The sequence below is a fragment of the Saccharothrix australiensis genome, from assembly GCF_003634935.1.
Classification (GTDB): domain Bacteria; phylum Actinomycetota; class Actinomycetes; order Mycobacteriales; family Pseudonocardiaceae; genus Actinosynnema; species Actinosynnema australiense.
Map to the genome: position 1 here is coordinate 7,536,986 of NZ_RBXO01000001.1, position 12,630 is coordinate 7,549,615.

The window sequence follows — 12,630 nt, forward strand, 5'->3', positions numbered from 1 at the left end:
TCCGACGCCCGGTTCCCATGGTGGCAGCCGGCGGCACGTCCGCACGGCATTTCGGAACCGGTCCTTGCAGGTGTAAACGCGGGCGCGCGGGATTCACCCCTGCGGCGGGGGCTGCGCCGGTCCCGGCGGTGGCGGAGGGGGCGGGGACTGGCCCTGCGCGGGGTCCTGCGGCGGGCCCTGGTGCGGTCCGGGCGCGCCCTGCGGCGGCCACGGCTGCTGCCCCGGACCGGGTTGCGCCTGGCCCGGTTGCCCACCGGGCCACGCCTGGTCCGGACCCGACGGCGGGAACCGACCCGACGGCGGCAACTGGCCCGGCTGCGCCTGACCCGACGGCGGGAACTGGCCGGGTGCGCCACCCGGTGCCGGCGCGCCGTACTGGCCCGCCACGGGCCCCTGACCAGGCGGCCCGTACTGACCAGGCGGCCCGTACTGGCCCGGCACGGGTCCCTGACCGGGCGGGCCGTACTGGGGCTGCCCGTACGGCCCCGGCGGCCCGTACTGGCCGGGCGGGCCGTAGGGCTGCCCCGGGTGCGGCGGACGGCCCTTGCCCTTCTTCACCAGCACCACGATCACCACCACCAGCGCGGCGACGACCAGCACGATTCCCGCGAGCGGGAGGAAGCCCAGGCTCATTCGGTGTACCCCCGACCGGTGGGTGTCAGCCCACCGAGGAAACCACACCCGCGAGCCGGCGCGCGGCGGACTCGGCGAGTTCGTGCGTCGACGCCTCCACCATCACCCGGACCAGCTGCTCGGTGCCCGACGGCCGCAGCAGGACCCGGCCGGTGTCGCCCAGCTCCTCCGTCACGGCCGCCACGGCGTCGTTGACCGTGGCGTCCCGCGCCACCGCCGCCTTGTCGGCGACCACCACGTTGATCAGCACCTGCGGCAGCCGCCGCATCACGCCCGCCAGCTCGGCCAGCGGCTTGCCGGTCTCGGCCATCCGCGACATCAGGCGCAACGCCGTCAGCAGGCCGTCGCCGGTGGTGGCGTGCGCGGGCAGCACCACGTGCCCGGACTGCTCGCCGCCCAGCGCGAACCCGCCCGCGTGCAGCTCCTCCAGCACGTACCGGTCGCCGACGGCCGTCGTGCGCAGCCGCACGCCGTGCTCGCGCATCGCCAGGTGCAGGCCCAGGTTGCTCATCACGGTCGCGACCAGCGTGTCGTCGGTCAGCTCACCGGCGTCCTTCATGGCCAGCGCGATGACCGCCATGATCTGGTCGCCGTCCACGTCGTTGCCGTCCGCGTCGACGGCGAGGCACCGGTCGGCGTCGCCGTCGTGCGCGATGCCCAGGTCGGCGCCGTGCTCCACCACGGCCGCGCGCACCAGGTCGAGGTGGGTGGAGCCGCAGCCGTCGTTGATGTTCAGCCCGTCGGGGCCGGCGTGGATCTCGACCACCTCCGCGCCCGCCCGGCGGTAGGCGTCCGGGGCGGCGATCGACGCCGCGCCGTTCGCGCAGTCCACGACCACCTTGAGGCCGTCCAGGCGGTGCGGCGTCACCTTCAGCAGGTGCTGCACGTACTGGCCCTCGGCGTCCTCGATGTCGCGCACGCGGCCGATGCCCGCGCCGGTCGGGCGGTGGTGCGGCTCGCCCATCTTGCGCTCGATCTCGTCCTCGACCGCGTCCGGCAGCTTGTGCCCGCCCGCGCCGAAGAGCTTCACGCCGTTGTCCGGCATCGGGTTGTGGGAGGCGGAGATCATCACGCCCATGTCCGCGCCCAGCGCGCCCACCAGGTACGCCACCGCGGGCGTCGGCAGGACGCCCGCCCGCAGCACGTCCGCGCCCGACGCCGTCAGCCCGGCGACGACGGCGGCCTCCAGCATCTCGCCGCTGGCCCTCGGGTCGCGGCCGACGACGGCGACCGGCCGGTGGGAGCGGTCGTGCTCGGCCAGCACGCGCGCGGCCGACGCGGCCACCGACAGCGCCAGTTCCGGTGTCAGGTCGGCGTTCGCCAGACCACGTACGCCGTCAGTGCCGAACAGCCGAGCCATGATCGCCGCAACCTCCGTGATGAACCGCACAACACCGGGCGTAAAGCACTGCGGGAGCAGCAGTTCGCATGAACTGGCTGCTCCCGCAGGGTGGTACTCGAAAATGCGACCGTGAGGTCAGCGCTTGCTGTACTGAGGCGCCTTGCGGGCCTTCTTCAGACCGTACTTCTTGCGCTCCTTGACCCTCGGGTCACGGGTGAGGAAGCCGGCCTTCTTCAGCGTCGGGCGGTCCTCGGAGTCCACGGCGATCAGCGCGCGGGCGATCGCGAGGCGCAGCGCGCCCGCCTGGCCGGTGGTGCCGCCGCCGCGCAGGATCGCGATGACGTCGAAGGTCTCCGGCTTCTCCAGCGTGACCAGCGGCTCGCGGATCAGCTGCTGGTGCACCTTGTTCGGGAAGTACGCCTCGAGCGACTTGCCGTTCAGGGTGAACTTGCCGGTGCCGGGCAGCAGGCGCACCCGGACGATGGCCTCCTTGCGGCGGCCGACGGTCTGCGCCAGGTGGTGCGCGCCCGCGCTGAGCACGGGGCGGGCGACCGGCGCGGGAGCGGGCTCGGCCGTCTCGTCGGCGGCGTCGGTGTCGACTGCCTCCACGGCCTCGTCGGCGGGCTCGACGACGTCGGCCTCGACCGCGTCGACCTCGGCCTCAGGGGTGGTCACGTCGTTTTCCTCGGTGTACGGCTCGGTCACTGGGCGACCTTCTTGATCTCGAACGGCTGCGGCTGCTGCGCCGCGTGCGGGTGGGTCGGGCCCGTGTAGACCTTGAGCTTGCCGGCGATCACGCGGCCGAGGCGGTTCTTGGGCAGCATGCCCTTGATGGCCTTCTCGACCAGCCGGTCGGCCCGGGTGTCGAGCACCTCGCCGAACGACCGCTGGCGCAGGCCGCCGGGGTGGCCGGAGTGCCGGTACACGAACTCCTGGTCACGCTTGTTGCCGGTCAGCGCCACCTTGTCCGCGTTGATGATGACGACGAAGTCGCCGGTGTCAACGTGGGGGGCGTAAGTCGGCTTGTGCTTGCCGCGCAGCAGCGTCGCGGCCTGGGTGGCGAGCCGACCGAGCACCACGTCCTGGGCGTCGATCACGTGCCAGGCTCGGGTCACCTCGCCGGGCTTCGGGCTGTACGTGCGCACGGGTCTACCTCGTCGTCACTTGCGTCTGGGGTCATTGCGGCGGCTGCTCAGGCCAGACACCCCAGGTGGGCAGGTGGACCAGAACACGGGGTACGCGAGGGCGCACCGGGTACCGCACAACAACGTAGGAAGATACCGGTTGGGTCGCGGCCAGGTCAAAACGGGCCGGCGTCGACCGGGTGCGGCCACCGCGGCCACGACCACCCGTCCGGTGGTCGCCCCGGCGCCCGCCGAGCCGGTCCGGCCCGCCCGCGACGCCCGTCCGGTCCGGACGGGTGCGCGCGCCCGCCGACGGGCGTTCGCACGTCAGAGAGCCGGCGGGAGCCTGGCGGAACGACCGGGCGGCACACCGCCGGGGTGGCGGCGGGACGCGTACGCGGGCCCCGGACGCCGAGGACGGCTCCGGGGCCCGCGAGGGTCACGCGGTGACGCGAGTCACCAGCGCGCGGTGTTCTTCTGCTCCGCGGCGCTGTAGGCGTCGTTCGCCGAGGCGACGGCGGTGCCGATCGCGGCGAGGACCTGCTGGAGGTCGGCGGCGGAGGTGTCCCACTTGGCCTGGACCTCCTGGTAGGCGCCGGAGGTGGCGCCTTCCCACTGCGCGATGACCGGGTTGATGCGGGACTTCAGGTTCTCCAGCTCTTCCTGGACCTTGGCGGCCTGGCCGCTGATGTCGCTGGCGGCCGAACCGAGGGCACCGAAGTCGATCTTGATCTCGTCGTTCATGGTCTCCCCTTGGAGGTTATCTCAAGAATAGCGGAGTTAGTGCGGGAAAAGCCGTGGCGCGGGCGAAAGGAATTCGCCGTCACGCACCGCCGCCGAGGCGACCCATAATGGTCGACATCTCGGAGGACTGCTCCTCTTCCTGCTGCACGTACGTCTGCACGGTGCCCGTGATCTGCTCCGCGATGCCGACCAGCGCCTCCTGGAGCTTGGCGGCGTCGTCGTTGAAGCGGGTCATCAGGTTGTTGAACGCGTCCGCCGCGGAACCCTTCCAGGCCGGGGCGAGACCGTCGATGGTGTTGCGCAGGTTGTTCAGGACGCCCTGGACGTTGGCGTTGGTGTCCATGATGTCCTTGGCGGCGTTCTCGAGCGCCGGCACACCGGTTGCGTAACCAGTCATTGGGTGTGAACCCCCTAGGTCTGCGAGATCAGGTCCGCACGTCCCTCTCGGTTCGTACGCCTCTTCCGACGCAGACCCTGCCACGGTCGGTTCCGCGTTGTCGCCACTTCTTCGGAAGTAGTTGCGCTAGTAAACGCAAAGCCGACGCGGGGCGGGTCAGTAGAGGATTCGCGCTTGCGAAAAGTCCTCGTCATCATCCCTCTCGGGCGGGAGTTGGCCGCTCGGACCGGCCACCGCGCGGGAACCGAGCACGGGCGGCGGCGACGCGGAATTTGCATTCGCGTCCGTTCGCTTCCGCGATTCCGGCGGCGCGAGGAGTTCCGCGCCGCTCGGCAGCCGCTCCACCGGCAGCCCCCGGCCCTCCCGGAAGCCGACGGCGACCCGCTGGACGTCGTCGGGGGTGGGCGCGTGCCGCGCGGGCTCGACGCGGCGGCCCCTGGCCTGCTCCGCGAGTTCGCGGTTGCGGTCGCGCTGGGCCGCGTTCCGCTCGCCCGCCGCGGCGGCGGCCCGACGCCCCCTGGTCACGGCGGCGTCGAGGTCCGAGCGGAACCGGGCGAACGCCTCCGGGATGCCGGTCATCAGTCGTGTCCCCACCAGCTGCTAGTTGGTCACGGTCAGCGTGCGGACGACCTGCTCGCACGCCGGGCGCACCCGCTCCTCCCCGGACGGGGCGAACTGGCAGCCCACGCTGACCTGGGCGTCGCCCTGGAACAGCACGAACCAGTCGACGGCGTACGGCTCCGCCTGCTCCCGGTAGTAAACGACGTCCTTGCCGCCGAAGTCGCGCGAGGCGTCGAAACCGGACAGGTTCCGGCCCCGGTCGTACTCCGCGCGCAGCTCGCCCTCGGCCCGGCCGCGCTCGGCGGTCGAGTCGTAGGTGAGCTTCTGCTCGGTCACCGAGATCACCTCCAGCCCGCCGACCGGTTCCTCGGGCTTGAGGTAGACCTGCCGGGTCTCCGCGGCGCTGCCGGTCTGCACCCAGCCCGGCGGCACGGTGAAGGTGTAGTCGTACTGGGCGATGGTCTTGCCGGTCGGCGTGCTCGACGTGGTCGGCGCGGGCGCGCCGCCGCCACCCTCGCGGTGCACCGTGTACACCACCGACCCGGCGACCACGAGCGCCAGCGCGACGACCCCGCCGAGCACCAGCGGCGCGCGGTTCCGCGGCGCGGGCGGCGGTGGCGGCGGCGGCGCGGGCAGCGGCCGGGGGAAGCGGGCGGGCGGCGCGGGGAAGCCGGCGACCGGCGGCGGCGTGATGCGGCGGGTCAGCTTGCGCGTCGCGTCCTCGGTGATCTTCCGCGTCACCTCGTCCCGCGCGGGCGGCGCGCCGGTGCGCACGGGGTCCGCGGCGACCGCGCGCAACGCGCCGCGGGCGACCACGGTCTCCGGCTGGTCGATGCTGGTCGGCACCACGCCGGTCCGCTCCAGGACCAGCCGGGCGACCAGCGGTATCCGACTGGAGCCGCCGACCAGGAACACGCCCGCCAGCGCGCGCGGGTCCACGCCCGCCTCCCGCACGGCCGTCGCGAGCAGCGCCGCCGCCCGGCCGAGGGGCGCGCTCACCAGGCCCTCCAGGTCGGTCCGGGTGACGTGGGCGTCGGGGAACGGCGGCGGCAGCGGCACGTCGGTGTAGGAGTGGCGCGACAGCGTCTCCTTCGCGCCCCGCACGTCCTGCCGCAGCACGCGCCGCTTGCGCCGGTCGGCCATCTCCCGGCCCTCGACGAGCTGCCGCCACGCCTCCGGGTCACCCGGCGACACCAGCGAGCCGATGTGCTCCAGCAGCGCCTGGTCGACGTCCGCGCCGCCGAACGTCGGGTCGCCCTTGGTGGCCAGCACGCGGAACGCGCCGCCCCGCCGCGCCACGACGCTCGCGTCCACGGTGCCGCCACCGAGGTCGAGCACGGCCAGCGCCGCGCCCTCCGGGATCGAGTGCGTGGCGGAGTGGAACACCGCCGCCGCGACCGGCTCCGGCACCAGCCGCAGGTCCTGCCCCAGCCCGCGGGCGGCCTGGAGCAACACGCGGGTGCGCACCGCGCCCCAGTCGGCGGGGTGGGTCAGCACCAGCAGGTCCACCGGCGCGCCACCCGCGATGTGCCGCGCCTCGTCGACCACCCGCGCCAGCACCGCCCGCACCACGTCGGCGACCGGCAGCACGGACGAGCCGAGCAGCAGCTCACCCTCGTCGACGCGCCGCTTGGGGTGCGGCTCGTACCGCGACGGGTCGACCGCCGCCTGCCGCTCGGCCTCCTGGCCGACGAACAGCGTGCCGTCGGGGGCCGCGTACACGGCGGACGGCAGGATCGGCTGCCCGTCCACCACGACCACCTGCGGCTCCCGCCCGTTGACCGACACGGCCACGCAGGTGCTGGACGTGCCGAAGTCGACCGCCACGCGCAGGCTCATCGGTCTCCCCTCGTCCAAGCTCCCAGAGGGTATCGGCACCACCCGACCAGACCAGGGAACCGCCCGCCGCCCGAGCCCCCGCGACGCACCAGCGCGCCCCGCGCAGACCTATGGCCTCGTGTTCTCCCCGTATGGCCTGCCCGCAGGGCAACCGCGCTTGGTCAGGCAGGTCAAGCACGCTTTCCGCTTGACCTGCCTGACCAAGGGTGGTGGTCTTTGACCAGGCCATACGGGGAGAACACGACGCCCTTCCCCTCCTTGGCGGCCTGCCCGTCCGGCGAGGACGCTTTTCGCTTCGACACCCTTCCCGCAGCAACGCCCCGACACACCCGGATCAGTCGGGCTGGATCCACGCCACCTGGATGCGCTGCTGCCCGTGCTTGCGCGTGACCAGCGTGCCCCGCCCCGGAGGCTGCGGCGACGCCTTGAGGTTGCCCACGATCGCGCCCTCCTCCTTGGAGCCGGAACCGACCAGGATCGGGGCGGAGATCTCCTTGAGCTTGCCGAGGATCGGGTCGTACATGGCGCGCGACGCGCCACCCATGCGCCGGACCGCGACGATGTGCAGGCCGACGTCCTTGGCCTGGGGGATGAACTCCGACAGCGGCTGGAGCGGGTTCTGCCCGCCCTGCGGCGCCACCAGGTCGTAGTCGTCGACCACCACGAACAGCTCCGGGCCCTTCCACCAGGAGCGGTTCTTCAGCTGCTCCTGCGTGACGTCCGGACCGGGCAGGCGGCCCAGCATCGAGCCGCGCACGTCCTTGATCATGTCCGTGAGCTGCGCCGAGGACACCGCGTAGGACAGCAGGTGGTCGGTCTCGATGTACCCCAGCATGGTGCGCCGGTAGTCGACCAGCATGATCAGCGCCTCGGACGAGGTGTAGCCGGTCATGATGCCCCGGACGATCGTGCGCAGCAGGTTCGTCTTGCCGGACTCGCCGTCGGCCAGGCACATGAAGTGCGGGTCGGCGTCGAAGTCCAGGTAGACCGGCGCGAGCTCGTCCTCGTTGACGCCGATCGGCACCAGGCGGCCCCGGTTGGGCCGCTGCTGCTGGACCTGCGCCATGAAGTCGCCGTGCGGCAGCAGGTCGGGCAGCAGGCGGACCTGCGGCGCACGCCTGCCGCGCCAGGCGCCCGACACCTTCGCGATCATGTCCTGCACGCCCGCCGCGACGCTCTCGGCGTCCGAGGACGCGTCGATGCGCGGCAGCGCCGTCAGGAAGTGCAGCTTCTGCGGCGACAGGCCGCGACCCGGCCGGCCGGCGGGCACGTTCACCGCGACCTTGCGGTCGACGTCGGACTCGCTCGGGTCACCGAGGCGCAGCTCGAACCGCGTGCCGAGCAGGTCCTTCATCGCGGGCCGGATCTCCGCCCACCGGTTGGCCGCCACGACCACGTGCACGCCGTACGACAGGCCCTGCGCGGCCAGCGCCTGGACCTGCGGCTCCAGCGTCTCGAACTCCTGGCGGAAGTTCATCCAGCCGTCGACGACCAGGAAGGCGTCGCCGAAGTCGTCGTCGCGGATCTCGCCGCGCCGCTTGCGGTTGCGGAACTCGACCATCGAGTCGATGCCCTGGGCGCGGAACCGCAGCTCGCGCTCGGCGATCAGGCCGGTCAGCTCCGCCACCATGCGGCGGGCCTTGTCCACGTCGAGCCGCGACGCGAACCCGCCGACGTGCGGCAGGTTCTCCAGCGCGGCGAGCGTGCCGCCACCGAGGTCGAGGCAGTAGAACTGCACCTCCTCGGCGGTGTGGGTGAGCGCCATCGACGTGATCATGGTGCGCAGCAGCATCGACTTGCCCGACTGCGGGCCGCCGACGATCGCGCCGTGGCCGGCGGCGCCGGAGAAGTCGGCCCACAGCAGGTCGCGGCGCTGCTCGAACGGCTTGTCCACGACGCCGAGCGGCACCTGGAGCTTGCCGTTGGAGAAGAAGCCGGGCGAGGTGAGGCCCCGGTCCTCGGTGGCCTGGAGCGGCGGCAGCAGGGTGTCCAGCGACGGCGGCTCGTTCAGCGGCGGCAGCCACACCTCGTGCGCGGGCGGGCCCTGGCCCACCAGCCGCTCGACGATGACCTCCAGCTCGCTGGGCTCGTTGCTGTCCTCCTCCTTCTTCTCCTGCTTGACCGGTTCGACCGGCTTCACCGGCTCCTTGGGGATCTCGATGTAGTCCGGCACGAAGAACCGGGGCCGCTTGTCGCTGGACACCACGGCCGACGGGCCGGCCACCTGGATGCCCGCGGGCCGGTACGGGCCGGACACGTACAGCGCCTTGAACCGGGTCAGCGGCGAGCCCTGCACGCCCAGGTACCCGGAGCCGGGGATGGGCGGCAGCTCGTACGCGTCCGGCACGCCGATCGCGGCGCGGGACTCGGCGGCGGAGAACGTCTTCAGGCCGATCCGGTAGGACAGGAACGTGTCCAGGCCGCGGAGCTTGCCCTCCTCCAGCCGCTGCGAGGCGAGCAGCATGTGCATCTGGAGCGACCGGCCGACGCGGCCGATCTGGAGGAAGATGTCGATGAAGTCCGGCTTGGCCGTCAGCATCTCGGAGAACTCGTCGATGCAGATGAACAGCGCGGGCAGCGGGTCGAGGTCGGCGCCGTTCTCGCGGGCCTTCTCGTAGTCCCACACGTTCTTGTAGTTGCCCTTGGCCAGGACCTCCTGGCGGCGGGCCACCTCGCCCGCGATGGCGTCCTTCATGCGGTCGACCAGCGTCAGGTCGCCCGCCAGGTTGGTGATGGTCGCGGCGACGTGCGGCGCCTTGTCCAGCCCGAGGAACGTCGCGCCGCCCTTGAAGTCGACGAGGATCATGTTCAGCGTCGTGGACGAGTGCGTCGCCAGCAGGCCCAGTACGAGCGTGCGCAGGAACTCGGACTTGCCGGAACCGGTCGCGCCGATGCAGAGGCCGTGCGGGCCCATGCCCTCCATCGCCGCTTCCTTGATGTCGAGCTCGACCTGCTGGCCGAACTCGCCGATGCCGAACGGCACCCGGTAGCGGTCGCGCACCGGCCGGGGCCGCCACGCCTGCTGCACGTCGAACGTCATCGGGTCGCCTTGGAGGCCCAGGAACTCGATCAGCGGCGGGTTGTTGCTCATCGACAGCGGGTCCTCGTCGCTGCCGCCCGCCTCGACGCCGCCGACCCGGTACGGCGCGAGCCGCCGCGCCAGCGCCTCGGCCTCGACCACCGACAGCCAGTCGGGCGCGCCGAACCACTCGACGCCGCTGGCGCTGCGCGCGCCGAGCTTGCCGTCCTCGATCACCAGCCGCAGGCCGCGCCGGGCGGTGAGGTTGCCCAGCGACTCCGACAGGTCCAGCAGGGTCACCCCGACCAGGCCCTCTTCGAGGATGATCTGCTCCTCGCGGGTCACGTCGCCGTCGTCGATGACGATCACCACGTGCGGCTGGTCGGCGGGCGGCGGCGCGTTGCGGGTGAACCGCTGGCGGTCGCGCAGCTGCTCGTCGAGCATCTGCTCGACCTCGGCCAGCGAGCCGGCCATCATGCGCATCTGGCCGATGCCGTCCACGATCACCGGGTGCTGCACGTGCGGCAGCCACTTCATCCACTCCCACTCGGCCTTGGTGCGGCCGGTGGTGACGACGGCGATCAGCAGGTCGTCCGGGGAGTGGAAGGTCGCCATCTGGGCCAGCAGGGCGCGGGCCAGGCCGCGCTTCTCGTCGGCGCCGCCGAGCAGGCCGACGGCGGCGAACCCGCGCAGCGCGATGGAGATCGGCAGGTCGGGCACCAGCGAGTGGGCGCGCACGAAGCGGCGCAGCGCCAGCGTCGCGATGGGCTCCAGCTCCTCCACGGGGCCGGTCTGCGGCGGCACCAGGCGGGTCGCGAGGCGCTGCGAGCCGCGGCCCGCGCGCAGGTGGCAGAAGTCCGGGTCGTTCTGGCGGCGCTCCCACATGCGACGGGTGGTGGCGAGCGACCACAGCATCTGCGGGTCCGGGTGCACCCACTCGCGCTCGGCGCGCTGCTCGTTGGCCGCCTCGCGGGCGCGGTCGCGCATCTGGCCGAGGTACCGCAGGTAGTCCTTGCGGTCCTCGTTCATCTCGGCCTTCTTCTGGCCCTTGCCCGAGCCCATGCCGCCCGCCATCATGCCGATGGTGGAGATCATCATCATGCCGGGCATGATCATCGCGGCGGGGTTCTTGTTGCTGTAGCTGAACATCAAGACCATCATCCCGACGGACGAGACGATCATCACGACCGGCATCGCCTTCATCATGATGTTGCCGGGGATGACGCGGGGCACCTCGGGCGGTGGTTCGAGGTGGACCTCGCCGCCCGGTGGACGGGGAGCAGCGAGGCGTGCCGTGCGCTTGAACTGCAACGTGCTCACCTAACAGGCACCTCTTCACACTCTCGTACCAACGCACGCAGGGGTGCGCCCACCAGTCGCAAGCGACACTATGGCGCATCACCTCACGTGGCGAAGGTGGGTCCGGGAAAATCCCTGTCGGACGTGTTGCGCGGAACCGCCTCGCCCGGACGCGCGGTGCCGCCATACTTGGGGCCGCCCGTTGGGCCTCCTGGCGGACCAATAAGGTCGGGACGGCCCGCAAGCACACACGCAACAGGACTTAGGGGGCGCTGGTGGCGACCGGTACGACGGTGTTCAGCCGGGTCACGGTGGTTGCGCCGCGAACGCGTATCGACGTCGCGCTGCCCGCCGACGTCGCGGTGGCCGACCTGCTGCCGATGCTGCTGGACATGGCCAAGGAAGCCACCCCGGACGGCGGCGTCCGGCACGGCGGGTGGGCGCTGGCCAAGCTCGGCGACAGCCCGCTCGACCCGAGCCGCACGCTGGCCTCGCTCGGCGTGGTGGACGGCGAGCTGCTCCAGCTGCGCAAGCGCAACGAGAACCCGCCGCCCCCGCTGTACGACGACGTGGTCGACGCCATCGCCGAGTCGGACCCGGACAGCTTCCGCCCGTGGACGAAGGACACCGCGCGGCGCTACGGCCACATCGCGGGCGCGCTGGCGTTGATCCTGGCCGCCGTCGCGGTGCTGCTGTCCGGTCCGCTGGTCGGCGGCGACGGCCTGTGGCCCGCGATCTGCGCGGGCGCCACGGCCGTCATCGCCCTCGCGGCGGGCGCGGTCATCGCCCGGTCCTACAACGCGGTCGGCACGGGCGTCCTGATCGCCGCCGCCGGCGGCCTGCCGATGGCGTACGTGGCCGGCCTCTACACCGTGCCGGGCGCGATCGGGCGGCCGAACCTGCTGCTGGGCAGCGTCCTGGTGCTCATCTTCGCGTCCGCCGCGATCCTGCTCATCGGGCGCGGCATCACGGTGTTCATCGCGGCGGCCACGGCGGGCGCGCTGAGCGGCACGGCGTTCCTGATCGGCATCTTCGTCGACCACCCGGTGGTGGGCATCGCGGCGGCCACGGCGGCGGTGTCGCTGGCGGCGCTGTCCGCGCTGCCCCGGCTGACGATCCAGCTCGCCAAGCTGCCGCTGCCGACCGTGCCGGGCAGTGCCGAGGACCTCAAGGAGGACACCGGCTTCCCGGAGTACGCGGTGATCGAGCGGCGCACCGCGAACGCGCACGAGTACCTGACCGGCATGATCATCGGCTGCGGCGGCGTCGCCGCGGTGTTCTCGGTGATCGCGGCCACCGACGGCACGATCTTCGGCCCGATCCTGGCGATCGTGGTGACCCTGGTCCTGCTGCTGCGCGGCCGGGCGTACGCCAACGGCGCGCAGGCCGTGGCGCTGCTGGTGTCCGGCATGGCGGCGGGCGCGGGCGTGCTGGTCGGGTGGCTGGTGGAGTCGGGCCCGGCGGACCGGTTGCTGTTCGTGTTCGGCAGCCTCGTGGTGGTCGGCGCGGTGGCGCTGGTGCTCGGCGTGATCTTCCCCCACCAGAAGTTCTCGCCGGTGCTGCGCCGCACGGTGGACGTGCTGGAGGCGATCCTGATCGCCGCCGTGCTGCCCCTGGCGCTGGCCGTCATGGACTTGTACGTCGCCATGCGCCAGCTGATCCCGGCCTGAGC

The 12,630-nt window shown here is 72.4% G+C and carries 10 protein-coding genes; 1 reads left to right on the top strand and 9 read right to left on the bottom strand.

Going from position 1 to position 12,630, the window contains the following annotated elements; all coding sequences use genetic code 11:
* Positions 1 to 93: 93 nt before the first annotated feature.
* From C8E97_RS35660 to eccCa, 9 genes are all read right to left on the bottom strand, one after another.
* The gene (locus C8E97_RS35660; RefSeq protein ID WP_211347173.1) at positions 94 to 633 is read right to left on the bottom strand and encodes a hypothetical protein; all 540 of its coding nucleotides are present in this window, start codon (positions 631 to 633) and stop codon (positions 94 to 96) included.
* 25 nt (positions 634 to 658) lie between these two features.
* Positions 659 to 1,993, bottom strand: coding sequence for a phosphoglucosamine mutase (gene glmM, locus C8E97_RS32130; RefSeq protein ID WP_121012839.1), 1,335 nt, complete (start codon positions 1,991 to 1,993; stop codon positions 659 to 661).
* Positions 1,994 to 2,110: 117 nt separating this feature from the next.
* Positions 2,111 to 2,650: a 30S ribosomal protein S9 gene (rpsI, locus tag C8E97_RS32135; protein ID WP_121012841.1), complete on the bottom strand. Its 540-nt coding sequence runs from the start codon at positions 2,648 to 2,650 to the stop codon at positions 2,111 to 2,113.
* Positions 2,651 to 2,676: 26 nt separating this feature from the next.
* On the bottom strand, positions 2,677 to 3,120 hold the full coding sequence (gene rplM / locus C8E97_RS32140) for a 50S ribosomal protein L13 (RefSeq protein ID WP_121009749.1): 444 nt from the start codon (positions 3,118 to 3,120) through the stop codon (positions 2,677 to 2,679).
* A gap of 435 nt (positions 3,121 to 3,555) precedes the next feature.
* Entirely contained in the window at positions 3,556 to 3,843 is a 288-nt protein-coding gene (locus C8E97_RS32145; RefSeq protein ID WP_121009751.1) for a WXG100 family type VII secretion target, read from the bottom strand.
* A 79-nt stretch (positions 3,844 to 3,922) separates the two neighbouring features.
* Positions 3,923 to 4,219 (bottom strand): WXG100 family type VII secretion target, encoded by a 297-nt coding sequence (locus C8E97_RS32150; protein WP_246019298.1) that lies wholly within the window; start codon positions 4,217 to 4,219, stop codon positions 3,923 to 3,925.
* A 177-nt stretch (positions 4,220 to 4,396) separates the two neighbouring features.
* Positions 4,397 to 4,819 carry a hypothetical protein gene (locus tag C8E97_RS32155; RefSeq protein ID WP_121009757.1) on the bottom strand — a complete coding sequence of 141 codons (423 nt, stop codon included), beginning with the start codon at positions 4,817 to 4,819 and terminating at the stop codon, positions 4,397 to 4,399.
* Positions 4,820 to 4,840: 21 nt separating this feature from the next.
* Positions 4,841 to 6,640, bottom strand: a complete 1,800-nt coding sequence (locus C8E97_RS32160) for a type VII secretion-associated protein (protein WP_121009760.1) — start codon at positions 6,638 to 6,640, stop codon at positions 4,841 to 4,843.
* A gap of 334 nt (positions 6,641 to 6,974) precedes the next feature.
* The gene (gene eccCa, locus C8E97_RS32165) at positions 6,975 to 10,979 is read right to left on the bottom strand and encodes a type VII secretion protein EccCa (RefSeq protein ID WP_121009763.1); all 4,005 of its coding nucleotides are present in this window, start codon (positions 10,977 to 10,979) and stop codon (positions 6,975 to 6,977) included.
* A gap of 254 nt (positions 10,980 to 11,233) precedes the next feature.
* Between eccCa and eccD the strand changes: the two genes are divergently transcribed.
* Positions 11,234 to 12,628, top strand: coding sequence for a type VII secretion integral membrane protein EccD (eccD, locus tag C8E97_RS32170; RefSeq protein WP_121009767.1), 1,395 nt, complete (start codon positions 11,234 to 11,236; stop codon positions 12,626 to 12,628).
* Positions 12,629 to 12,630 lie beyond the last annotated feature (2 nt).